Source organism: Blastopirellula sp. SH421 (assembly GCF_057808535.1).
In genome coordinates this window covers 4349636-4373969 of the sequence record NZ_CM173712.1, presented here as the reverse complement: position 1 = coordinate 4373969, position 24334 = coordinate 4349636, and the positions used below count along the sequence as shown (strand labels likewise).

Annotated in this window: 25 protein-coding genes; 21 read left to right on the top strand and 4 right to left on the bottom strand. The window is 54.2% G+C overall.

Annotated features, from left to right (window positions below; translation table 11 throughout):
• Positions 1 to 316: 316 nt before the first annotated feature.
• The 5 genes from SH421x_RS17725 (at position 317) to SH421x_RS17705 (ending at position 3551) form a co-directional block, all read left to right on the top strand.
• Entirely contained in the window at positions 317 to 1204 is an 888-nt protein-coding gene (locus tag SH421x_RS17725; RefSeq protein WP_488850963.1) for a leucine-rich repeat domain-containing protein, read from the top strand.
• A 265-nt stretch (positions 1205 to 1469) separates the two neighbouring features.
• Positions 1470 to 2345 carry a hypothetical protein gene (locus SH421x_RS17720; protein WP_488850961.1) on the top strand — a complete coding sequence of 292 codons (876 nt, stop codon included), beginning with the start codon at positions 1470 to 1472 and terminating at the stop codon, positions 2343 to 2345.
• Between the two features lie 27 nt (positions 2346 to 2372).
• Entirely contained in the window at positions 2373 to 2771 is a 399-nt protein-coding gene (locus tag SH421x_RS17715; protein ID WP_488850960.1) for an RHS repeat-associated core domain-containing protein, read from the top strand.
• A gap of 12 nt (positions 2772 to 2783) precedes the next feature.
• Entirely contained in the window at positions 2784 to 2987 is a 204-nt protein-coding gene (locus SH421x_RS17710) for an RHS repeat-associated core domain-containing protein (RefSeq protein WP_488850958.1), read from the top strand.
• A 66-nt stretch (positions 2988 to 3053) separates the two neighbouring features.
• Entirely contained in the window at positions 3054 to 3551 is a 498-nt protein-coding gene (locus tag SH421x_RS17705; protein WP_488850956.1) for an Imm26 family immunity protein, read from the top strand.
• Positions 3552 to 3638: 87 nt separating this feature from the next.
• On the opposite strand, the gene SH421x_RS17700 is transcribed toward SH421x_RS17705, so the two are convergent.
• Positions 3639 to 3833 (bottom strand): hypothetical protein, encoded by a 195-nt coding sequence (locus tag SH421x_RS17700; RefSeq protein ID WP_488850954.1) that lies wholly within the window; start codon positions 3831 to 3833, stop codon positions 3639 to 3641.
• A 511-nt stretch (positions 3834 to 4344) separates the two neighbouring features.
• Here SH421x_RS17700 and SH421x_RS17695 point away from each other — a divergent pair.
• From SH421x_RS17695 to SH421x_RS17685, 3 genes are all read left to right on the top strand, one after another.
• Entirely contained in the window at positions 4345 to 4896 is a 552-nt protein-coding gene (locus SH421x_RS17695) for a hypothetical protein (RefSeq protein ID WP_488850952.1), read from the top strand.
• Between the two features lie 405 nt (positions 4897 to 5301).
• Positions 5302 to 5673: an RHS repeat-associated core domain-containing protein gene (locus tag SH421x_RS17690; protein ID WP_488850950.1), complete on the top strand. Its 372-nt coding sequence runs from the start codon at positions 5302 to 5304 to the stop codon at positions 5671 to 5673.
• 365 nt (positions 5674 to 6038) lie between these two features.
• Positions 6039 to 6665 carry a hypothetical protein gene (locus SH421x_RS17685; protein ID WP_488850948.1) on the top strand — a complete coding sequence of 209 codons (627 nt, stop codon included), beginning with the start codon at positions 6039 to 6041 and terminating at the stop codon, positions 6663 to 6665.
• On the opposite strand, the gene SH421x_RS17680 is transcribed toward SH421x_RS17685, so the two are convergent.
• The gene (locus SH421x_RS17680) at positions 6602 to 6910 is read right to left on the bottom strand and encodes a transposase family protein (protein ID WP_488850945.1); all 309 of its coding nucleotides are present in this window, start codon (positions 6908 to 6910) and stop codon (positions 6602 to 6604) included. The two genes, SH421x_RS17685 and SH421x_RS17680, sit on opposite strands and share 64 nt — an antisense overlap.
• A gap of 661 nt (positions 6911 to 7571) precedes the next feature.
• Between SH421x_RS17680 and SH421x_RS17675 the strand changes: the two genes are divergently transcribed.
• From SH421x_RS17675 to SH421x_RS17645, 7 genes are all read left to right on the top strand, one after another.
• Positions 7572 to 8804, top strand: coding sequence for an RHS repeat-associated core domain-containing protein (locus tag SH421x_RS17675; RefSeq protein ID WP_488850943.1), 1233 nt, complete (start codon positions 7572 to 7574; stop codon positions 8802 to 8804).
• A 10-nt stretch (positions 8805 to 8814) separates the two neighbouring features.
• A complete protein-coding gene (locus SH421x_RS17670; protein ID WP_488850941.1) occupies positions 8815 to 9198 on the top strand; it encodes a hypothetical protein in 384 nt (127 codons plus the stop codon).
• Positions 9198 to 9344 carry a hypothetical protein gene (locus tag SH421x_RS17665; RefSeq protein WP_488850939.1) on the top strand — a complete coding sequence of 49 codons (147 nt, stop codon included), beginning with the start codon at positions 9198 to 9200 and terminating at the stop codon, positions 9342 to 9344. Before SH421x_RS17670 ends, SH421x_RS17665 begins: the two co-directional genes overlap by 1 nt.
• Before the next feature lie 135 nt (positions 9345 to 9479).
• Complete coding sequence (locus tag SH421x_RS17660; protein WP_488850937.1) at positions 9480 to 9965, top strand: hypothetical protein; 486 nt, start codon at positions 9480 to 9482, stop codon at positions 9963 to 9965.
• Positions 9966 to 10137: 172 nt separating this feature from the next.
• Entirely contained in the window at positions 10138 to 11376 is a 1239-nt protein-coding gene (locus tag SH421x_RS17655; RefSeq protein ID WP_488850936.1) for an RHS repeat-associated core domain-containing protein, read from the top strand.
• Positions 11376 to 11648: a DUF7660 family protein gene (locus tag SH421x_RS17650; RefSeq protein ID WP_488850934.1), complete on the top strand. Its 273-nt coding sequence runs from the start codon at positions 11376 to 11378 to the stop codon at positions 11646 to 11648. Before SH421x_RS17655 ends, SH421x_RS17650 begins: the two co-directional genes overlap by 1 nt.
• Before the next feature lie 295 nt (positions 11649 to 11943).
• A complete protein-coding gene (locus SH421x_RS17645; RefSeq protein ID WP_488850932.1) occupies positions 11944 to 12189 on the top strand; it encodes a hypothetical protein in 246 nt (81 codons plus the stop codon).
• Here the strand turns inward: SH421x_RS17645 and SH421x_RS17640 are convergent.
• The gene (locus SH421x_RS17640; RefSeq protein WP_488850929.1) at positions 12178 to 13110 is read right to left on the bottom strand and encodes a LysR family transcriptional regulator; all 933 of its coding nucleotides are present in this window, start codon (positions 13108 to 13110) and stop codon (positions 12178 to 12180) included. The genes SH421x_RS17645 and SH421x_RS17640 overlap by 12 nt on opposite strands.
• 294 nt (positions 13111 to 13404) lie before the next feature.
• Here SH421x_RS17640 and SH421x_RS17635 point away from each other — a divergent pair, with 294 nt between their 5' ends.
• From SH421x_RS17635 to SH421x_RS17610, 6 genes are all read left to right on the top strand, one after another.
• A complete protein-coding gene (locus tag SH421x_RS17635; protein ID WP_488850928.1) occupies positions 13405 to 15897 on the top strand; it encodes a PSD1 and planctomycete cytochrome C domain-containing protein in 2493 nt (830 codons plus the stop codon).
• 3 nt (positions 15898 to 15900) lie between these two features.
• Entirely contained in the window at positions 15901 to 17322 is a 1422-nt protein-coding gene (locus SH421x_RS17630) for a DUF1501 domain-containing protein (RefSeq protein ID WP_488850926.1), read from the top strand.
• Between the two features lie 53 nt (positions 17323 to 17375).
• Positions 17376 to 18551, top strand: a complete 1176-nt coding sequence (locus tag SH421x_RS17625; protein WP_488850924.1) for an aminotransferase class V-fold PLP-dependent enzyme — start codon at positions 17376 to 17378, stop codon at positions 18549 to 18551.
• An 87-nt stretch (positions 18552 to 18638) separates the two neighbouring features.
• On the top strand, positions 18639 to 19889 hold the full coding sequence (locus SH421x_RS17620; RefSeq protein ID WP_488850922.1) for a M20 family metallopeptidase: 1251 nt from the start codon (positions 18639 to 18641) through the stop codon (positions 19887 to 19889).
• Positions 19890 to 19920: 31 nt separating this feature from the next.
• Positions 19921 to 21174, top strand: coding sequence for an MFS transporter (locus SH421x_RS17615; protein WP_488850920.1), 1254 nt, complete (start codon positions 19921 to 19923; stop codon positions 21172 to 21174).
• Positions 21174 to 22121 carry an amidohydrolase family protein gene (locus tag SH421x_RS17610; protein ID WP_488850918.1) on the top strand — a complete coding sequence of 316 codons (948 nt, stop codon included), beginning with the start codon at positions 21174 to 21176 and terminating at the stop codon, positions 22119 to 22121. Before SH421x_RS17615 ends, SH421x_RS17610 begins: the two co-directional genes overlap by 1 nt.
• Positions 22122 to 22168: 47 nt before the next feature.
• Here SH421x_RS17610 and SH421x_RS17605 read toward each other — a convergent pair whose 3' ends face one another.
• Positions 22169 to 24316 carry a DUF7133 domain-containing protein gene (locus tag SH421x_RS17605; RefSeq protein WP_488850916.1) on the bottom strand — a complete coding sequence of 716 codons (2148 nt, stop codon included), beginning with the start codon at positions 24314 to 24316 and terminating at the stop codon, positions 22169 to 22171.
• Between the last annotated feature and the right edge of the window lie 18 nt (positions 24317 to 24334).

The window sequence follows — 24334 nt, the reverse complement described above, 5'->3', positions numbered from 1 at the left end:
CTGAACTTCCTAGCAATAGATGGCCTATTTCCGAGAGTTTGAACCCGAACCTTTCTAAGCTATAGGATGGAAAACTGGTCACCACTTCGACCAGGCAGGATGCTTGCTTGTCTTCACCCAAAGAGCATGTCACGGTCACCAGATTGGCTACGATACGGTGTTCGGCGAAGAGTTAGAAAACTATGTACTTCGCCCTGCCGCAAATGCATGGGCAGACGCTTGGGCAAATCTTTTCGGCCTAGGCGGCTCGTCCCAAACTGGTCGTGACATAAATGAAGCAATCAGAAAACTAGACGAGTGACTAAAACGGTGATTTATGCCAGCTCCAACATTACCAAAAATGCTGATGGACGCGGTTGAAGGTCGATTTCTAACGCTGCATGCAAATCGCTCTGGAGTGTATTGCAAGGCGTACTTCGAAGGCAATGACCTTCAGTTTGAAGAGCTATGCCGGATAGATAGCTTAGAGGAACTCATCTGTGACAATTCTGCGATTACGGACGATGCCTTCAGCTGCATTCAAAAGTTGACGCGACTTCGTAGACTTACTTTCTGTGACACCAAGGTCACGGGAAAAGCCTTCAGCTCCATTGAAGGCCTGCCGCTTCTGCAAGAGCTTGTTTGCAATCCTCAGCAAGCGACTTCACAAGCGGCAGTTTCATTGACGAAAGCGACTTCGCTCCGAAGCGTGGTTTTAACGCAAAGTGGATTCACGGATGGAGATGTATCCATTTTAATGAAACACCCTCGACTAAACCGGCTTAGCTTGACTCAATGCGAACACATAACGGACAAATGCTGCGCAGTCATCGACCAGTCGCAACTAACACGCATTGATCTTTCTGACACAAAATGTGGCGATTCTGTGTGCACGCATCTTCCTGGCTGCAAGTCATTGGCCATTGTCAGTATCGGAGGGACGCAAATAACAGGCAGCGGGATCGCTCATCTGTCAATGATCGAAAATCTGCAAGAATTGCTGCTGTCGAGTAATTCTCTCACTTCCATTGATGTAATGCGATTGAGGCAGCGCGACTTGCTTGAATCTCTTTACCTGCGTGACACGTTGATTGACGACCAAATCGTTGAGTATTTATTGTCGTTGCAAAACCTGCGGTCGTTGGATGTGGGCGGCACGCGGATCTCTAGTGATGGGATTTGTCGCCTCCAAGGCAAGAATTGGGAATACCTTAATTTTCGTTAGCAATCCAGATTGGACTCAATAATACAAACTCCTATAATCATTCGATCAGTCTGGCTACTTCATCTACGACAACGGCCAAATCCTGCTGCAGCTAGACAGCAGCGGCGATGTCGATCAGCGGCTCCTCTGGGGCTCCGCCGTCGATCAGATCCTGGCCGACGAGAACGGATCAGGCGACGTCTACTGGATGCTGACCGACAATCAGAATGCGGTTCGCGATGTGGTGGAGTACGGAGTCTACGAGTATTGCGATGGAGAAGAATAGATGCTTTCTTGGCTGTTTGACCGATGGTGCAAATCCCGCTCGCTAACATCTGACGAGCTAGCGGTGCTGCGGCTCTTCTTCTCGAACGGAAGCTTGTATGCCGAGCGACTGTATTCCCAAGCGATAAATGCGCCCTATATTGAACGTAGACTTCTCGGGAAAGGCGGATATGAAGCGATAATTCCCTATGTCATAGATGATTCGATGCTTATCGAATGTGAAGAAGAAATCGAATCACCCACGATATTAGTTTCAACCTCGACAGGATCAGCGCTGAAGTTCAGTGTGAAAATCCTCCGAGGAGGCTTTCTTCGTGGGCTTAAAGGCGAGTCTGTTGATGGCTCCATCTGGAAAAAGAACTGGAGCAATTTGGATTTCGAAAACTCGCGCATTCCGGACACTATTGACAAATGGATCCCTCAATCCATGAGCAACATAGCAAAGGAAATCTTGCTCGAACAATTGTTCCAATGGTGCGGCATCGTCGACCAGCAGTCCGATTCAATCGAGTGTCGCGATATAGTCCGACTCGAAGAACCTGCTCCTGAAAGACTCGTTAGTTCTTGTGAAGCACGAATTCAAACTCGGCTGGGCGAACAGTACCGTCAGTTGTTAGCGATCACGAATGGGTTCGGGCTAGCCCGAGATCGTCCGTATGAATTCCTAGGAACGAGAGATGTCTATTTTATAAATGGCGATCAAGAATGGCTATGCCTGACGCCGCTCTATGAAGAGGGATGCGTTGCGATTCATTGCCAAGACGGCATTGCGAGCGATGAGTGTTTTATACTCACGAATGACAGAAAGCCCAATCATATCGGCGACGTCAAGCAATACGTTCGAGATGTCCTACTTCGGCTGAATATCGCGATATAGGCAGTAAGACTTGGTGGGAAGAGAAAGGTGATCAGGTGTTATAGTCACTGCCATGGCACGGTCGATCAGTCAGGCTACTTCATCTACGACAACGGTCAAATCTTGCTGCAGCTAGACAGCACCGGCGATGTCGACCAGCGACTCCTCTGGGGCTCGGCCGTCGATCAGATCCTGGCTGACGAAAACGGATCGGGCGACGTCTACTGGATGCTGACCGACAATCAGAACACAGTCCGCGATGTGGTGGAGTACGATGCCCTGACCGACGCGACCACCGTCGTCAATCACATCGCCTACAACGCCTTCGGCGAAATCACGAGCGAGTCCAACAGCAGCCTCGACACGCTCGATCTTTACTACACTGCCCGGTACACCGACACAGCGACCGGCCTGCAGTACAACACCAACCGCTGGTACAACGCCTAACTAGGCCGCTGGATGAGCCAGGACCCGATTGGGTTTGCGGCGGGGGATGAGAATCTTTATCGGTATGTGGGGAATGGGCATGTTGATAGCATCGACCCCAGTGGATTGGATGAACCTTATTTTGAGGGCTACTGGACTGAAGTCGGATACACTGGTAATACGCTGAGCAACGTGGTAGAGAGCAAATCATTTACGATGCCCACCCGGAAGCTTTGATTGAAAATGGTGGATTGAACAAGGTTCGTGGAATCTGCCCGAAGAATCCAAGACTTGAAGAGTATCTTGAAGCAGGACGACGACTTGATGATGGCTAAAAAGAAGTATGATTATGACGCTGGCTCGATCTTTTGCGTTCCCCTGCGCAATGGCGGCTACGCTACCGGTATCGTTGCAAGGTGCGATCATAACGGATTGGTGTTTGGCTACTTCTTTGGCCCGCGAATGGAGGCCATCCCTGAGTCTGTTCAATGGCGTAATTTGAATGCAGAAGAAGCCGTCTTGATAGGCCAGTTTGGGGATATTGGACTCAAGAACGGAGAATGGCAACTGGTTGATTCAATCAAGCAATGGAATCCCGACGCTTGGCCAATGCCTGCGTTTTGCAGCCCAAATGACGATCCGACCATGGTGACCATTACCTGCTACGACGACAGTACGCTTGACACCAAATCAGTTAGTGCCGTGCCGCGAAGCGAAGAAACCTCAAGACTCCCGGTGGATCGGGTGATGGGCTACGGTGCCGTCGAGATCAGGCTCACGCGGATATTGGAGCTACCGTAAGAATCTCAATGTGGCTTACCGCCGAGTTTTTTCGCTAAACAGGGGAATCGTTCGTTGGGCGAACAAAAGCCTCGACACTCTCGACCTCTACTGCTCCGGCGCAGCACGGGTGCCGTTGCCACGGCCTTGCGTGGCAATAAACGCGGTCGACACCTGGGGCAAGCTACCTCGAAAGCCCTGGAGGTCATCGAAGGGGAGGATCTTCATCACCACGTCGTGGAGAATGCGACGTTGGGAAAAGACGGCGCTAGTGATCCCAGCAAGCCAGAAAATGCCGGTCAAGCCGCGACTCGTTTGATCAATGACTACGGCTTGCCAGCAATCGACGCCATAGATGGCGTGTGTGGGCTGAAAAAACCCGGAAAGATTTCTGATAAACTGGGGGCGAAGAGCAAGAATGCCGCGGATAAAATCGCGGATATCAAGAAAGCAGGAAAGAATGTAGACGGTCCTGTTCCAACATCGGGCGCGAAACGGGGGCCTAGCACAAACCCAACGCTCCGCATAATGCCAAGATTCGATCAGAGGCGGAGAAGCTGCGTGCGGAAGGGAACGAAATTCTTTCTGGCGGAGGTGGAAAAGAGCGGCTCATTCCGACACCCGGGGGGAAGAAGAGCGGTCGGCGGCCTGATATTGAATATCGAAATCCTAGCGGCGAGATTAAGGGGCGAAACGTCGGCAAGACGAAGGCGGATGGCACTCCCGTTCCTCGTGAGCTTGACGCTCTTGACGACTTGAACGGTCCCGGTGGAATTCCGACAGACTTTGTGCCATACGACAGGTAGGTGCGATCATGCCAGACATCTCGGTTCAGTTTTACGCAACGCCAACGGAGCTTCTTTCATTCGTGAAAGAAGTGATGAGCGACTACAAGCTTCACGCCGTCGCAATGCGATTCCGGCCATTTGAAGCCCAAGAAGTGGACCGTGCTGATCTTGATTCGTACTTTTCAGATTCGTCGGAATTCCATCGCTGGGCATTTACGATCGATTCGCCGCATCTCCCTGTCGAACATGAACTAGATCATGCTGACAAAAATCCAGATCATTTGCGATTGCAAGTTGGAAAATGCGATCCAGCAATCCTTGAGCAATCGTGGCTTTCGTGTCGGACGGAGAATGAAGCCGCATACGGCATTTGGAAGAAGATTGCGAGCAAACTCAAGAAGCAGACCAATCAAGGTATTACCGCAGTCAATCGGCAGACTGGAGTGTCTGCGTACTACAAATCGTTTCGATACACGGAGGGGGCAAAATCGCTTGAAGAAGCTGGAGTAACTATGCTTCCGCCACAAGGTCCAAATGGCCCTAAAATCAAACTTGGAATGGCTGATGTGACGGGCTGAGTTTGCATGACCGACAACGCTGGCGGGAAAGTGAATTCTGCCAACCGCATCTTCCCACCCATGATAGCCTGATCTCCATCACAGGCGTTTCATGGCTCGGGGAGAATTGACATGGCGAAGGGACCGCGGCGGGATTTGACGAAGGAGCGAGTTTCGCGGGAGTTGACTTCTGGTCAGGCCACCAGCGGGCTTTCGGTACGGGTCACGGGTGCCGTTGCCACGGCCTTGCGTGGCAATGAATGCGGTCGACAACGCTGCTGAATAGTAAACAATCAATCCGGTTACTTCATCCACTACAACGGCCAGATCCTGCTACAGCTAGACAGCACCGGCGATGTCGACCAGCGACTCCTCTGGGGCTCGGCCGTCGATCAGATCCTGGCTGACGAAAACGGATCGGGCGACGTGTACTGGATGCTGACCGACCATCAGAATACGGTCCGCGATGTGGTGGAGTACGATGACGCCACCGATACGACCACCGTCGTCAATCACATCGCCTACAACGCCTTCGGCGAAATGACGAGCGAGTCCAACAGCAGCCTCGACACGCTCGACCTCTACTACACCGCCCGCTACACCGCCCGCTACACCGCCCGCTACACCGATCAGGCGACCGGCCTGCAGTACAACACCAACCGCTGGTACAACGCCGAGCTAGGCCGCTGGATGAGCCAGGACCCGATTGGGTTTGCGGCGGGGGATGAGAATCTTTATCGGTATGTGGGGAATGGGCATCCGAATGCGGTGGATCCGAGTGGATTGCAACCAGCTTAAAAGCGTCTCTATGACTTGGCTGAAATAAAAGCGACCAGAGAGGCGTGCAAAGTTGCCCCAAGAACAAAAATGGGGGAGTTCCTCAAAGGCGACGATGTGGCGGAGGCAGGTGCACATGCACAAGAGGTAGGAAAGGTAACCGGTGTTGTTGATCGCGCCGGTGCAATTGCTCGGAGAGTCGATAGAATGAAGGGGCATCCAACAGTACCGGGAAAGGACCGCGACGAGTTTCCGCCAGCGGTAATTAAGCCCGACGATCCCTCAAAAGTCTCGATCAAGCCAATTGATCGAACACACAACCGACGTAGCGGTAGTAGGCTTAGAGTTGAGCTTCCGCCGGACGGAACTCGAGTGGAGATTGATCCATGACTATGCTGCAGAAGTTGATTTCAATTTCATCGGAATCCATGTCGCAGTTTCCTCCTCATATCGCGGATTCCACAGGAATGCCTCTCGAACTGAACGTGATGCTCCAGAATCGAAATGGATTCTCAGCTTTTGAATCCTCACTCGTCGCGTTTCCATCCCTGGAAAGTGCTGGCGTGCCTGGAATTCGCGAATGGAATGACCTGATAGGTTGGCGTCGTCATTATCGTAGCGTGATAGCCGACGAGTACATTTGCTTTGCGCAAGACATCTTTGGACTTCAGTTTGCAGTTTCGACTTCGGGAGTTGTCCGATTAAATCCTGAAAGCGGAAGCGTGTGTGTTTATGCTGACTCCTTGGAAGAATGGGCGAAGCGGTTGCTGGAGAACTATGAAGAGGACACTGCATGGCCTTTGGCTCATGAATGGCAATTATCGAACGGCCCCCTTTCTCCAAACATGCGTTTGCTTCCCAGGTCGCCTTTTGTTCTAGGTGGTGAATACGAAGTGGAGAACTTGATTGCGGTGGAATGCAAACAAGCAATGGAGTACTGGGCAAACCTCTACAATGCCATTCGCAATGTCCCTGATGGGCAAAGTATCAGCCTTTCAGGCTGGATTGGCTGATTCACGCGAATCGATGTCTTCTCCGCCAAGCGATGGCTAACCGCGGAAGCTTTCCGCGGCAGATGCGCTTCGGCCCAGATGGCGATCGACCGCGGACCGTCCGCCCCGGCGATCACCGCCAGCACGCAAATGACGAGCAAGTCGCCACGTAAATGCTTACGTTTGATATGGCAACGCGGATCATCAAGCTCCACAAAATATTTGAGAATCGAAACGACATCGTCCTGATCAACCTGGCGAGACATCGGTTCTTCCTGCAGCGCATGACGGGCAATCGGAAAACCGATATCATCGCAGAATCAGGCAGGAGGCGCTACGCTAGATTACCCAAAGTTCGCGCTGGCCGTGGGGCGACCTATGGGTTAGAAATTTGATATTCCGAATAAAAGGTTGCGATGAATCACAAGGAATTAGTGGGTTACTGGAAAGTTCTTGATGCAACTGTTCACGGGCGCCGAAGCGCCACGTCAATCGGATCGTTCTATGTATTTACAGAGACTCATCGATGGTGGATCATGGATGGAATGGAGTCTGTAAGGTATCGCTATCGGGCTTGGGACGGCGATGGATTTGGTTTCATGGATATCTTCGTAGAGGATGAGACGCACAAAGGGATTTACAAGAACAATGAGAGTGGGCAATTAATATTCTGCTTTCCAGAGGAGTATGAACACGCGCGACCGACGGGATTTGGATCAACACCCGAAAGCGAATGGAGTACTCAGATACTGGAAAAAATCTCGGCGTTACCGGAGGGAGTCGAACGCAAGACTAACGCAAACTAGCATAATGATCCGCCTAACACCGGGGCACGGCAAGGCAGTCTATGCGGGAGTGACTGGTCAGCACCTACCAACGGTTTGATTTTCGTGTGGTGCTCTAGGCCCTTTCGCTTTCTGGTCGAACGTGATTGTCGACCAACGCCTCCTCTGGGGCTCCGCCGTCGATCAGATCCTGGCCGACGAAAACGGATCTGGCGACGTGTACTGGATGCTGACCGACAATCAGAACACGGTCCGCGATGTGGTGGAGTACGATGACGCCACCGATACGACCACCGTCGTCAATCACATCGCCTACAACGCCTTCGGCGAAATCACGAGCGAGACCAACAGTAGCCTCGACACGCTCGATCTTTACTACACTGCCCGCTACACCGACGCAGCGACCGGCCTGCAGTACAACACCAACCGCTGGTACAACGCCGAGCTAGGCCGCTGGATGAGCCAAGACCCGATTGGGTTTGCGGCGGGGGATGAGAATCTTTATCGGTATGTGGGGAATGGGCCGACAAACTCTGTAGATCCTAACGGGTTAAAAACCATGGTATGGGATCAATATAAGGACCTAAGACGATTCCTGCCTCGCGGTTTGGGGCATGATATTTATTGGGTCCTTGACAATAAGGAGATTGAAAAGATTGACGAGCTAAGTAATCAAGTAGCTGAACTGGAACAGATGCGTGATGCGATTGAGAATCAAATGCAGCGAGTATTCCTCGAAAATAATGGAGCACAGTATGCATCTGAAACGCATACCCTTTGTGAACCACAGCCCGAATGGCTCACTGAGTTCGCCAAACTTTGGCAAATTCGAGCATCGCTTTACGATCAAATTGCCTATAACGAGCAATATATCTTCGACATTGAATCATGGGACCCGATGTCGGATCCGTTAAATGCATCTTACACTGGACCCATCTTCGGTCCCCATTCTGGTATAACTTACACGTTCCATTTCGATGAATACGAGAGAATAAATCCACCTACATTGACAGAATCAGCGTTGAAGCAACTCGAGGCGGCATTCTGGAATTTCACCATTGGATCCGTTGTGTCGCGAGTATTTCCAGGAGACAGAATTGTAAATCGACTCTGCCCTGCACCAAGTACTAATGGAAATCTGGGAGGTCGAAATGGAAAATCCGGCAGAAACACCTCCGAAGGACATACGCCAGGCCGGGGGCACAATTCAAAATCGGCCGTTCAGAAAACGAAACGTTTCCAGAAGAACGCCGAACAAAATCGAGAGGCTGCGGCTCAAGCTTACGAAGATGCAAAGAAGGTTTGGGAGAACTTGCCTGAAGAAGTCCGGAAACTTCGCGACGACTTGAATCCAGACAACCTCAAGCGAAGGTAGGGACAAGCCAATGAATATTTCCGGAAAACTGCGACAGTTTTGCGACAAAGCAGTTAAGAACAGGTCGCAGAGCATATCCTTGAGCCAAGCCGCGCTGCAAGAACTGGAAAGACTAATTAACGCGATTCCTTCGGATAACATCTCGATCGTCGCAGCAGAAAGCAGGGCGATATACTACGAGGCCCTCGGGAATATTCCCGATGCCATTCAATGGCGTCGTGTGTACCTTGACCGACTGAATCAACTAAGGAAGCACGTGGAAGAGCACGATTACGACGAGCGCACGCGGCAGACTATTTTGAATGGATGCGATGAGACCGCTATACAGGAATGCTCAATCGCTATTAAACGTCTTGAAACCAAGTTGGGCAATGAACCAGAATCAAACTTCTGATGCGACCCACCGTCGCTCAGATGCTAGCCGACGAAAACGGATTCGGCGACGTCTTTTGGACACGGACCGACCATCAGAACACGGTCCGCGATGTGGTGGAGTACGATGCCCTGACCGACGCGACCAAGCGGAACTCCAGTATTTAATAAAAACGGGGAGCTCATTAAGAAAATCAAAGAATACAAAACTGCAGTCGGCCCGAACGGAGAAACTTGTGTCGACGTCCGTTTCAGTAGAGACGATGGGATCCATGGATTCCCTGTAAAAAAGAAACCATAGCTATGACAAAATCAATTGATCAGCTTGTGCTGGAAGTCCAAAAAGCGCTCAAAGACGGTTGCCCGAATGGTAACATCTTGGCTTGGGACAAGGACCGGTATTTCAATGAACTTAACAGGCTGTGCGGTAATTGCATTGTCGCGAACTACACAGACTTTAACTACTCATATTGCAATACGTATGAAATAGAACCACGATTGACTCAAAATGAAAATATTTACGCATTGACATTTAAAGCGAGTTTCATTGCCGATGCTTACTCCATCCATTTAACGAGGTATTCGACCAATCGGCAGCGTGGCAAAGTTGTGGAGGAGAATGAGTGCGTTGAACTGAATTCAATCTTACGATCTTTACGACAGTTCGCCGAATCGAACAGACTTAAGGAAATAATGAGCGCCGATCATGAGGTAATTGTTAATGGAATCTCACTGGAATTGAGTGACACTGCAACGCTAGGCAAGTGCCTTTTTGATGACTTTGAATAGTGCCGTTGCCACTGCCTCGGGTGACAGCAAATGTCGACGTCGATAACGCTACTGAGTTGCAGATGATCAGTCCGCTTACTTCATCTACGACAACGGCCAAATCCTACTGCAGCTAGACAGCACCGGCGAAGTCGATCAGCGACTCCTCTGGGGCTCCGCCGTTGATCAGATCTTGGCTGACGAAAACGGATCGGGCGGCGTTTACTGGATGCTGACCGACCATCAGAATACGGTCCGCGATGTGGTGGAGTACGATGACGCGACCGATAAGACCACCGTCGTCAATCACATCGCCTGCAACGCCTTCGGCGAAATCACGAGCGAGACCAACAGTAGCCTCGACACGCTCGATCTTTACTACACCGCCCGCTACACCGACGCAGCGACCGGCCTGCAGTACAACACCAACCGGTGGTACAGCGCCGAGCTAGGCCGCTGGATGAGCCAGGACCCGATTGGGTTTGCGGCGGGGGATGAGAATCTTTATCGATATGTGGGGAATGGGCATGTCGATAGCATCGACCCCAGTGGCCTGGATGAACCTTATTTTGAGGGCTACTGGACTGAAGTCGGATACACTGGTAAGGGTTATTTCTGGAATGGGCCAGGTAATTTGATTGGCGGAGTTTACACGGCGGTGACCAATCCAGGAAAAACGTTATATGGCATTGGATTCGCCGTAAGACATCCCATTAAAACCGTTCAGCATCTAGGCGCAGAATACGCAGAAAAACTCCAAACGAGTGAGGGGCAAGGTGAAGTAGCTTTTGATGTTGCGTTGACCGTTGTTACGGCGGGAGGGTCGGCTGGCGCCAGCGCTGCTGACAAGATAAATAAGGCCTCCAAAACAGGCACAGCACTAAGCAAGGCAGGAGCAATCGCCGGTAATACAGCCAAACTCACTGATGATGTGGCAATGGCCGCAGGCAATGCGGCAAAACTCTCGGATGACCTCGCCAGGATTTCAGACGATGCTGCACGGCTTGCAGATGGAGCCAATGATCTAGTACAAAAGACTGCCGGAGCTTTGGATAACTGCCCAACTCCCCCGCGCAGTTTCTTTGGTGCTGACGATTTTGCATCGTTGCCCCAGTCAGGCAAGGTTGACCCGAAGTCGATTCGATTCAGCCAAGACAGCATCGCAGGCAACTTCAAGAACGGTGAGTCAGTCCAAGATTTGGCTGCCCAACTGAAAGCCGGAAAGGTCGATCCTTCCGCCATTCCCCCAATACGCATCGTCGGGAAGGATGGGAAGGTCTTCACACTCGACAATCGTCGATTGAAAGCGTTCCAAGATGCGGGGATTGACGTTCCATTTCAACGGCTCGATTCGATTCCCCGAAGTGAACTCTTCAAATTCACGACGAAGAACGATGGCGTGGACATTATCATTCGTGGAGGTACGGAATAATGGGTATACAAGGAAATGAGTTTGTTGAGAGCGCTGAGCAAATCGGTTCCCGAAGTGAGTTCAGCACGTTTGCCAGAGAGTTGGTTCAGAATCTTCGGCAACATCCCGAAGAGTGGGGAAACACATCGCTTGATGAGTTCGTGCAAGGACTTGCCGGATTCGCTGAGAATATGGAAGGGTATTACGCCAATATCGGGGCAAGTGTCGATTGCGATGTTCCGAGTTGGAGAATCTTTGCCGACATTCTTCTGGCTGCACGGGTCTATGAGTGACCGTCAGTTTGCACGGGTGCCGCCTATAGGAAGTCCCCTGTCAAGGCGCACCGCGAACGGTCCGCGTGCTTTTTGCTTTTGCAGGGGGAAGGGGTAGTAGGTTAACAGCCGATCCGTTGTCTGGCGTTTCATTCTTCCGTATCAGTCACTTGTGCGTCGGTTCGCTATCGTCCGCTTGGTAGTCGGGGGCTTTCAAGGCTCGCCCTGGCGCCAATTCGAGACTCTCGCATGCGAGGCCTACGCGGATATCGGAGCACAGGTGCCGTGCTCTTACGGTGTTCTTCACCGAAAGAGCATGGCACCGCAGCAAAAAGTCGCCTACGGCTACGACGCCTTCAACGACCTGATCAGCCGCGACCTCGACAGCACCGGCGAAGTCGACCAGCGACTCCTCTGGGCCTCGTCCGTCGATCAGATCCTGGCCGACGAAAATGGATCGGGCGACGTCTACTGGATCCTGGCCGACAATCAGAATACGGGCCGCGATGTGGTATCCGTGCGACGTGCTGGGCGCGATTGTGGCTCGCTCTTAATGTCCTAGCTTGGCTTTCACTAGATCGATAAATGAGCGGAGGATGGGGTCTTCGGTGATGCGGCGGTTTCGGTAGCCGTTGATGATGGTGGGCGCCAGGCAATGTTTGAGCGAGCGTTCGACCAGTTCTGGATCGCTGGCGGCAGCGGGGATGACGCGACCGACCAGGCCGATGCCGTGCCCTTGTTTGACGCAGCTGCGGATTGATGAGGCGAGAATTAAGTCAAAGCCTCGTTCGGGGAAATCGAAGACGCCAGCTTTGGTGAGGATCGCGCGGCCTTCGTCGTCAGCGTAGGAATCTCCGTGATTGAGCACGGAGTATTTGGCGAGATCTTTGGGCATGATGCGGCGGCGATCGGCCAGCGGATGGCCGACCGGCATGATGACCATCGGCTCGATCTCGTACATCTTTTCGACCAGCAGTTCCTCTGGATTACGACAACACTTGTTGTCGCCGATCACCAGGTCGACTTCACCGGCTTCGAGCATTTCGTTGCCCAGCGACTCAAAGACTTCGCGCATCACCAAGCGAACTTCTGGGAAGTTGGTCCGAAAATCGGCGATCACTCCCAGCAGATCGTCGGTGTAGCTACGTGGAGGCGCCGCGACCGACAGCGTGCGCGGCGCGGTCTCGCAGGCATTTTGAAACCGTTGTCGCAACGTTTCAAATTCGGAGATGATCGGAGTCGCCAACTCGGCCAACAATCGTCCGGCAGGGGTGATCTCGCTGCGGCGCCCGTCGGACTCGATCAGGGTTTGGCCGAGCAGTTGCTCGAGGGCTCGGATCTGTTTCCAGACGGTCGGATGCGAGACTTGCAGCGAATCGGCGGCGGCTGACATGCTGCCGTGGCGGACCGTCTCGCAATAGCTGCGCAATTGGGGGTAAGAGATGTCTTTGTAGAGCAGCGTTAACGGCGTTTTCTGTGGCATCCGACTGATTCCTCAAGATAATTGCATGCAGTGCAACCTGTCGTTTCAAATTATTGTACCAGATGAAGTCTCGATTTAAATCGTAGCAGGGGTATACTGTATTGACGTGATTCGCAGAGCCGCCGAGGGCTATTAGGCCCCCCCGTCCGCCTAGTAGCGTCTGACGATAATCGGCAGTCAGCCCCGCCCCGTCGCTGCTTCCCACGGAGCTTTCCTGGGAAGCGCTTGGTTGCTGCGGATTTACAAGTTCGCTTGTTTTTGAGCGGTACGAAATTCCTGCCAAAAGAGAGCTGTATGTCGACATCCCTCTACCATCGACGACATCTTGGAAGCTTCACGCTTTTCCTGCTCTTGCCGCTGCTGTGGGAGTTGCAAGCCGCCGAACCATCAGAGCCCAGCAGCGAGGATCTGAAGTTCTTTGAGTCGAAGATTCGCCCGCTGCTAATCAGCAAATGCATTGATTGTCACGGCGAGGATACGCAGGAGTCAGCGCTGCGCTTGGATACCTATGCCGGAATGATCAGCGGCGGGGCTTCGGGGCCGGCTGTGACGCCGGGCAATTTGGACGAGAGTCTGCTGCTAACTGCGATCAGCTACAAGCACGAGTTGCTGCAGATGCCGCCGGAAGAGAAGTTGGCCGAGGACGAAATCAAGCTGCTGCAACAATGGGTCAAGCAAGGGGCACCGCATCCCGAGAGCACTGCGGCGGCGGGTTCGATCATGCCGCGGCGCGGTGCGATTGATGTGGCTGAGGCGCGAAAGTATTGGGCGTTTCAGCCGATCGTGCGTCCCGAAATTCCTCAGGTCGAAGGTCGTAAGGAGGGTTTGAATCCGATCGACGCGTTCAACTTTTCGCATTTGCAGCAGCAAGGTTTAACCCCCAGTCCAGCCGCCGACAAACGGACGCTGATCCGCCGCGCGACGTTGGACTTGACCGGTTTGCCGCCTACGCCTGAAGAAATCGCCGCGTTTCTCGCGGACGAAACGCCGTCGGCGTTTGAGCATGTGATCGATCGGTTGTTGAGTTCGCCCCGGTATGGGGAACGTTGGGCCCGGCATTGGTTGGACGTCGTTCGCTACGCCGACAGCAATGGGCTGGATGAGAATCAAGGGTTTGTCGATGCTTGGCGCTATCGAAACTATGTGATCGACGCATTTAACGCTGACAAGCCGTATGACCGTTTTTTGCAAGAGCAAGTTGCCGGCGATCTGCTGGAACAGCAAGAGCAGCGGGGCGCCGCAACAGGCGATTATTCGTCCGTGATTGCGACCGGCTTTTTGACGCTGGGGCCCAAGGTGCTGGCCGAGAAAGATCAAGTCAAGATGGAAATGGACATCATTGACGAACAGATTGACACGTTTGGCCAGGCTTTTCTCGGCATGACGATCGCTTGTGCACGTTGTCATGATCACAAGTTTGATCCGATCTACACGGCCGACTATTACGCGTTGGCGGGGATCTTTAAAAGCACCAAGTCGATGCAGAACTTTACCGTGATCGCCAAGTACAACGAGCAGACGTTGGCGACCGAGGAAGAAATCCAACGCAAAGCGGAACTTGACGAGCAGCTAAAGACTAAGCAGGCCGATCTGGCCGCGATGGTCAAAGCGGCCAATGCGGCGCTGCTGGTAGAAATGGGCGCTGCGGCCGACAGCGCCGTTCCGGCCGATGCCGAGGAGAAATACCCTGCCGAAACCAAAACGCAACTCGCGAGCTTGCGAGCCGAAATTGCGAAATTGACCGCCGCTGCTCCGCCGTTGCCGACCGCGATGGCTGTCGAAGAAGGGACGGCCGCTGATACGAAGATTCACATTCGCGGCAGTCATTTGTTGCTCGGGAGATCGGTCGAGCGCGGCGTTCCGACGGTGATGAATCGATCTGGCGCCCTCGAAATTGGTGAAACCGAAAGCGGGCGGTTGCAACTGGCCCAGTGGCTTACCAATTCAGAAAATCCGCTGACGGCTCGCGTGGCCGCCAACCGGATTTGGGGCTGGCATTTTGGAAAAGGAATTGCGCCGACAACCGACAACTTTGGACGACTCGGAGAAGCTCCCACGCAGCCTAAGCTGCTGGACTGGCTCGCGTCGGAGCTGATGGAGAATGGTTGGTCGATTAAAAAATTGCACAAGCAAATTATGCTGAGCGAGACCTACCAGTTTAGCAGCCAAGCGACTGCCGAGAATCAGCAAATCGATCCCGAGAACAAATCGCACTGGCGCGCCGATGTGCAGCGGATGGACGCCGAATCGCTGCGAGATTCACTGCTAGCGGTGAGCGGACTTTTGGATAGCAGTCGCGGCGAGTCTGTTTTGGATTTGCCAAAATGGACGCTGGTCTTTGATCATACGTCCAAAGATGCGACCAATTATGACACCTATCGCCGTTCGATTTATTTGCCGGTGATCCGCAACAACATGTACGATGGGTTTTCGCTGTTTGATTATGCGACTGCCGATGTCACCACCGGCAGTCGAGGGATGTCGACGGTAGCGCCGCAAGCGTTGTACGCGATGAACAGTCCGCTGTTTCTCTCTGCTTCGCAAGGGTTAGCGAAAAGGTTGATTGAAGAGTTTCCGCAGGATCGAGAGGCGCGCGTGCCGCGGTTGTACGAAATCGCGCTGGGGCGCCTGCCGCAGCCGCACGAAGTCGACCGTCTGTTGAGCTACGCGGCGCGGCTAGAGCCGCTGCTGCAAGGAGACGCCAAAGTGGCCGATCCGCAGCAGGCTGCTTGGTCGGCGGTTTGCCAGAGCGTGTTGGCGTCGAATGAGTTCACCTATGTGGAGTAAGCGATGAACCACGAAATCTCCCCAAACTTACTCAGCCGTCGCTGCTTGTTGCGCAGTTCGGCGGTCGGTTTTGGATATCTCGCGTTGCAGGCGATGCTCCAAGGGCCGGCCGGTCTTGCGACCGCCAGCGCCGCTTCCACGCTCTCGCATTTTCCGGCACGGGCCAAGCGGGTGATCTTCCTGTTTATGAAGGGAGGCCCCTCGCATGTCGACACATTCGACTACAAACCGCAGCTGCAACGCGACGATGGGAAGCCGCTGCCTTTTGAAAAGCCGCGCGTGCAGTTTGCGCCGACAGGCAATTTGCTGGGCTCTCCTTGGAAGTTTCAGCAGTATGGCGAAAGCGGCATCCATGTAAGCGAGCTTTTTCCGCATGTCGCGCAGCATGTGGATGACATTTGCTTTCTTAACTCGGTGCATGGAACCAATCCCTCTCACGGCGGCGCCGCACTTAAACTAAACACCGGCAGTGACAACTTTATCCGTCCTAGCATGGGATCATGGATTAACTACGGACTGGGCTCCGAGAACGACAATCTACCGGGCTTTGTCACCATTTGCCCGACCTTTGCTCATGGAGGCGCCAAAAATTGGGCCTCCGCCTTTTTGCCGGCGCGCTACCAAGGCGTGCCGCTCGGCGTCGCTTCGCAGCCCTCGACCAAGGCCGAGGTCAAATACATCGCGAATCCGCAGTGGGACTCTCAGGTTCAACGGATGCAGCTTGACCTGATGCAAGCGATGAACCAAGAGCATCTGGCGACATCGGGCCCCGAAGCGTCGCTGGAAGCGCGGATTCAAGCGTTTGAGCTTGCCTATCAAATGCAGACCGAAATGCCGCTCGCCCAAAATCTGGCCGAAGAAACGCCGGCCACCTTAGAAATGTACGGGCTCAATGACGCAATGACCGAAGATTTTGGTCGACAATGTTTACTGGCTCGTCGCTTTGCCGAGCGAGGAGTCCGCTTCATCCAGGTGACTCATAGCGACTCCAAAGTGCAATGGGACCAGCATGGCGACTTGAAAGCAGGGCATACCAAGAACTCTGCTGAGGTCGACAAGCCGATAGCGGCGCTGCTGACTGATTTGAAACAGCGCGGCCTGCTGGAAGATACGTTGGTCTTGTGGGGTGGTGAATTCGGCCGGACGCCCACTTGCCAAGGAGCAGGCGCCGACGGACGCGATCACAATCCTGAAGGCTTCACCATGTGGATGGCCGGAGGTGGCGTGAAAGGCGGAATCCGCTACGGGGCCACCGATGACTATGGCTACTATGCGGTCGAGAACAAGATGCACGTTCATGACCTGCACGCAACGCTCTTGCACCTGTTGGGAATGAATCATGAAAAACTTACCTACAAGCATGCTGGTCGCGATTTTCGTTTGACCGACGTCCACGGCGAAGTGCATCACGGCATCCTGGCCTGATTGACTTCGACACGCGCAACGATTTTTGACCCTCTCCCTTGCGAAACCACTTTATGTCGTGCTTTACATCGTCGCAGCAACTATTCAACGCCTCCTATTGGGATGGCAAATCTTATCTCAATACGGCGGCCGAAGGGTTGCCGCTGCAGTCTTGCGTTGACGCCGTCCAACAATACTTAACGGCCAAATCGCATGGTGAACCAGGACGCGTCGAGTTCTGGAAGCAGTACGATCGGGCCAAGCAGAGCGCCGCGCGACTCTTTTCGGTCACCGCGGATCAAATCGCGCTGGTCAGCAGCACGACCGAAGCGCTGAACACGATCGCGCATTCCATCGATTGGCGCCCCGGCGATGAAGTGGTCTTCACTTCAAGCGAGTTTCCTTCCAATATCTTCCCTTGGGTCGCACTGCAAAACCGCGGCGTCATACTGCGGATCGTACATCCCGGCGACGACGGAATCTGTGTCGACGATTTGCTGGCGAAGATCAATGAGCGAACGCGATTGGTCACCGTCAGCCAAGTAAGTTATGCGACCGGAGAGCAGCTCGATCCGACGCCCCTTTGGCGGCGCGTACAAGGAACGCCGACGCTGTTGTGCGTCGATGCGACTCAAGCGGCAGGCCGCGTAGCGGTGGACGGCAGTTGCGCTGATTTTATGGTCGCCAGCACGTTTAAATGGATGAATTCGATTCACGGCGCCGCGATCCTGTCAGCTGGACCAAGGGTCTTTGCCAGCGAATTGATGGGCCCAGCTGGTTGGCTCTCCGCCGCAAGTTGCTTTGCCGATGATCGCCTTGAGACGTTTCATCCCCGCAACGACGCGCAGCGCTTTCAAGCGGGGATGCCCAACTTTGATTCGATCTACTCGTTGGCGGCTGCGCTTGATTTTCATACGCCAGAATTGGTGATCGAACGTGCGGCACAACTAGCGCCGCTGGTCAGTCACTTGCGCGCCAGTTTGGTTGAACTTGGTTTAACGCCGCTGGTTCCAGAAGCCGAGTCGCGACAAGCTGGGATTGTCCCGTTTGCCTACGAAGCGTCTGCCCAGTTAAAGCAGCAGTTGGCCGAGCGACAGATTTTTGTACAAGGAGACGACCGCCGGATTCGTGCGGCGTTGCACTGGTATAACACCGAAGAGGATGTCGAGCAATATTTGACGGCGCTGCGTGAATTGTTGGATTACTCGCAGGCGCCTGCGACGCAGGCGGAAAAGAGTTCGGTTTCGTAATTACTGAGACGCAGATCGATGATTAGCGACACCCCCAAGTCGAGCGCAGTGAGAATGAAGATTATCTCCGAGAGAGGACGAGCCCACGTGAAAACGGAACTTCGCAAGCCGCAGAATTTCAATGGCACGGCATCCATTGCTGAGCCAGATCCGCTAGAAATTCTCCAGGAATTGGTCTCGATTCCCAGCGTGAATCCGTGCGGCGCTGATCTGACTGGTGCGCAATTTTTTGAGCACGGAATGACCCGTTGGTTGATTCAGTTTTTTAATCTGCTCGGCGTTCCGTACGAAGTGCAAGAAGTTGCCGACGGCCGCTGCAATGTGGTTGCCCGCTTAGATTTTGATCCTGCTGCGCCGACGATCATGCTGGAAGCGCATCAAGATACGGTGCCGGTCGATGGCATGGCGATCGCCCCCTTTACGCCGATGATCAAAGGGGGCCGACTGTATGGTCGCGGCGCTTGTGATGTAAAAGGGGGAATGTCGGCGATGTTGGCCGCTTTTGCGCGACTTGCGATCGAGCGACCTGTGGGTTGCGCGAATGTAATCATGGCTTGTACTTGCGACGAAGAGTTCGCCGCGACGGGCGTTCGTCACTTGGCCCGCAGTTGGAACGGCGCCGACCCAAACGAATCCTTTCTGACTTCTCCACCGGACTTCTGCATCGTCGCTGAGCCGACCGACTTGAACATCATTGTGGCCCATCGCGGTGTGGTTCGTTGGAAGCTGCAAACGCTGGGTGTGGCCTGTCATAGTTCGCGACCGCACGAAGGGATCAGCGCGATCTACGGGATGGCCGAGGTGATTCAAGCGTTGCAAAAGTATGCACTGGAGTTGCCGCAGCGTGTGGGCGAGCATCCACTGTGCGGATCGCCAACCTTGAGCATTGGCCGCATCACCGGCGGCACCAGCGTGAACATTGTTCCGCATGAATGCGAAATTGAAATTGATCGTCGGACAAGCCCCGGCGAACGCTCGGATCAGGTTTTGGCCGAGTTGGAACTTTATCTGCGCCAGCAGACCTCGGCCGACTTTGTGATGCACGCGCCTTGGATTGACGCCGATTCTTTGGCGGACGACCAAGACCCGGCTTGGGTGGATCGGCTGATGCAGCAGATCACCGCGATCTCGGGGCCGCGAGAAAAAGTTGGCGCTTGGTACTGCACCGACGCGAGCAGCTTGGCCGCGGCCGGAGCACAATCGGTGGTTTACGGTCCCGGCTCGATCGCCCAGGCACATACCGCCGACGAATGGATCGAAATCGAACAGCTTCGCCAGGCCTGCGAAACCTACTATCAGTTCTGCCTTAGCCCGATCGTCACGCAGCTGCCCGGTTGATTGAATTCTTTTTGGGCGACAGGACCAGCGAATGACTACGAAAACAGCAAGTTCTCTGACGTTACTTGCCTTGATGGTGCTGGCGATCGGCATCAACTATATCGATCGCGGAAGTCTCGCGATCGTCAAGACCGATGTGGCCGGCGAGTTTCAGTTGAGCGACGTCCAGATGGGCTGGCTCTTTTCGGCGTTCTTTTGGAGCTACGCGCTGTCGCAAGTCGCGACCGGCTGGTTGGTCGATCGTTTTGACGTGAAATGGCTGTATGCCGGCGGCTTTTTGATTTGGTCGTTGGCGACCGTCTCGATGGCGTTCGCCGGCAGTTTCGCCATCTTTTTGTTGTTGCGACTGATGCTGGGGGTGGGAGAAAGCATCGCATATCCGGCGACATCGCGGATGATTGTGATGAACTTCCCTGAGCGTCGGCGCGGCATCGCCAATGCGCTGATTGATGCGGCGACCAAGTTGGGACCGATGTTGGCCCTGTTGTTAGGAGGGCTGCTGGTCGCGAGTAACGGCTGGCGATCGTTGTTTATTGTGGTCGGACTCGGCGGCTTGCTCTGGTTGCCGCTTTGGCTGTGGTTGGTCCCTTCGCAAGAGAAACCAGCGGCGGATACGGTGGTGAAGCCGCGTGCGAGCGTACCTTTTTCCGCGCTGTTTCATCGTCTGGAAGTCTGGGGGACCTCGCTCGGATTTTTCTGTCTCGGTTATACGTGGGCCTTTTTGCTGTCGTGGTTGCCAGCTTATTTAGAGGACTCGCGACATCTCTCGAAAGAGTCGATGGCTTTGCTTGGTTCGCTGCCGTTCGCCGCGATGGCGGCGACATCGTTGTGCGGCGGTTGGCTGGCCGATCGTTGGATTCAGGCCGGTGCAACAGCGACTTTGGCTCGCAAGACGTTCTTGATCGGCGGGCTGGTCCTATGCTCGATCTTTATGTTCGCTGCGGTGGTGACCCCAGATCTGAAGTACTGCGTGCTACTCCTCTGTCTGGCATGTGCATCGCTGGGGCTTTACACTTCTAATGTCTGGGCGGTTACGCAAACGCTGGCCGGACCCCACGCCGCCGGGCAATGGACAGGGCTGCAAAATGCAATCGGCAATATCGGCGGCGCGATTTCGCCGGCGCTAACTGGTTGGTTGGTGCAAGAAACCGGCAGTTATTACTCGGCCTTCGCCGCTGCTTCCGTCATCCTGATTGTGGGAGTTTTCGCCTATGTTGCGATGGTGCGACAGATCGCTCCGCTTGATTGGGAAGAAGAAAAAACAGAACTACAAGGGGCTTTGTGATGAGCAACTCGATTGAACAACCGTGGATGTCCCGTCGCCAATATTTGCAAACTGCTGCGGTGGCCGTCGCCGGAGCATCGATCAGTCTAGCGGCAGAAGCTAAGGAGCCTGGCTTTATTGACGCGCATGTGCATGTCTGGACTCCAGACACGACCGCCTATCCGCTGGGGAAGGACTATGACAAATCGGCGATGCAGCCGGCCAGCTTTACGCCGGACGAATTGTTCGCCGAGTGTCGTCCTGTCGGCGTCGATCGGATTGTTTTGATCCAGATGAGCTTTTATCAGTTTGACAATCAGTACATGCTGGACCAAATCGCCAAGTATCCCGGCGTTTTCCGCGGGGTCGCGATCGTTGATCACGACAAGCCGCGCGTCGGTGAGACGATGCGACAGTTGCAAGAGCAGGGGGTCAGCGGATTTCGGTTGTACGCTGACGCCAAGTCCACCCATGCTTGGCTCAGTTCGCCGCAGATGGCGACTATGTGGAAAGAAGCGGCCGATACCGGCCAAGCGATCTGCTTGTTGGCGAACCCCGACGCGTTGCCTGCGATCGAAAAACTGTGCCGCCGCTTCCCAAAAACCAAAGTCGTGGTCGATCACTTCTCGCGGATCGGAGTTAGCGGCACGATCGAGCCTCAGGATCTAGACAATCTTTGCAAGCTGGCGGAGTTTCCGTTGACGCATGTGAAAACATCGGCGTTCTACGCACTCGGAAAAAAGCAGCCTCCTTATCTGGACTTAGGCCCGATGGTCAAACGTCTACGCGATACTTTTGGCGCTCAGCGTTTGATGTGGGCAAGCGATTGTCCCTATCAAGTGCAAAACAAGCATTCCTACGCCGCATCGATTTCGCTAATTCGGGACAAGCTCGACTTTCTCACCGCCGAAGACAAAGCGTGGATGCTGCGCAAGACGGCGCAGGCGGTCTTTTGGAGCGAGGCGTAAAAGCGGAGAGCGATTTTCATCCACTTTCCGGTTTCCGCTTTTCTTCCTTACTTTCTAGTCTCCAAATACTCAATTAAATCGGCCAGTTCCTGGTCTGACAGCACTTGGTGAAAGTCGGGCGGCATGATCGAGACATCACTGCTGCGGATTTCTTCGATGCTGTTGTTGGCGATGCGGACAGAGTTTGCTTTGTCGACTCCTAAATGTAACTCTTGGGTACTTTCGCCCAGGATGATGCCGCTGTGAAGTTGTCCCTGGTCGGTCAAGACCACATAAGTCGCAAAGCCGCGCGCGAACGTGGCGTTGGGATACAAGATAGACTCCAGTAGATCTCGGCGCCCGCGACTGCGACCGATGGTGGTCAAGTCAGGACCGACTTGGCCTCCTTCGCCGCCGATCTGGTGGCACTTGTTGCAGGCCGCTTTGGTCGACTGAAATAGCTGCTTGCCCCGCTGCGGATCACCGGTCAGCAGGTTTTGTTCGCGCTTTAGCAAGTTGCTCCGCTGCTCCGGCGTTAGGGGTTGCCCCAGCGATGCAGCGGGGATCTCCAGCCATTCTTGACTGGCCAAATCAATCTGCGGACGCCGCAACTGTTCGAGGGCGATCGCCGCCGCGCTGGCGACTTCGGCCGCGGGAAGAAGCAGCGCTTTGCTAAGCAGATCGCGCTGTCCCGATTGAATCAGTCCCAGCACCAGCGCGTGCTGAATGCCTGGGTCGTTGTCGGGACGGGCTAACTCTTGCAGCAGCGCCGGCGTGAGTGTGGGGATATCGCTGGCCCAACGCGCTAGGACCGTCGCCGCGACACGACGCTCGCTGGGTTCGCCGGTTTTCAGCATCGATAATAGTTGCGGCGCCAGTGCGATTGTTTCTGTGCTGCGGGGCCAATCTAGTAGCGACCTGGCGGCCGTTTGACGAACGGTGGATTCTGGATGTTGCAAGAACTTCGCTAGTTCGGTAAGCGACTCAGGCGACGCGTCGCGGCGGAGTTTCCAAATCTGCTGTTGCAGCGCGAGCGTCGAATCCTTTACCGGTGGTTGCTCTTTCGTCGGTTCCGTTTTGCGGATCCGATAAATCGCGCCGCGGATGTCAGGCTTGGCCGACTCGGACTGGGGACAACCAATCCGGAACCAGCCGCCGGTATCGATCACCAGCAGCGAGCCATCCGCGTCTTGCATAACATCGGTGGGATGAAAGTCTTTGCTGGGCGAGACGGCGAAGTCTTGCACGCGACTCACGGCGAACGTCGATCCGCTCGGTTGCAAGTCGACCTGGACGATCCGATTGGTGTTGAACTGCGTGATAAACAGCGAGTTGGCTGCAGTCGCATCGCGACAGAGCCCCGAAACGGCGACATGCCCAAAATTATGAACCTCCGGCAGTAGATCGCCGGTTCGGATGAATTCGGTCGCCAGCCCTTCGACAAAATCGATTCGCGGGTAGACGCCCGCCTGTTGCCAATGCACCAGGCAATCGCCGCGCGGTTGTGCGTACATCAGATTGACGGTACCCAGCATCTCGCCGGCAGGGGTAAAGACAATTTCAACCGGATTATCCATGCCGCCGGCGCAGTAAGTTTGCACGTCACTGCCGTCCAGACGCGACGAAAAGATGCGAGCCGCTTTCCCTTTGCTGACCAGCGTGCCGGTGCTATCTTTGATTTCGTGACCATGCCGTCCTTCGCACCAATACAGTCGACCTTCAGGCCCCATAAATGGGCCGTGAATATCGGCAGCGTTGCCGGTGTAGCCAAAGTCGCCAACCAGTTTAACGCGTTCGTCGGCGACTCCATCATCATTGTTGTCAGTAAACTTCCAGATGGCCCCGCTTGATGCAACGTAAAGCGATCCGGCGTGCCAGAGACATCCTTGCGGAAACGTCAGCTTGTCGGCGAACATCGTGACCTTATCAAAGACACCATCGCCGTCGACGTCTTCCAAGCGTTGCACAAAATTAGGCAGTTCTTTTTCAAGCTCCGCGCGAGGTAGATTTTGACCCGAGTTCGCGGCGACATATAGCCGACCTTGCTCGTCAAAATCGGCCATCAGCGGATGTGCAATTAGCGTGGCTGGAGCGGCGAGTTCGACGGTGTATCCATCAGGAACTTGCAGCACGTTGGATGCAAGCTCCGCCGCTTCCAGCGTCGGCAGGCTGCTTAGCAGCAGAAGGCTCAAGCAGGCGAGTATCGGGCGAATCATCGTTGGATTTCCATAAAA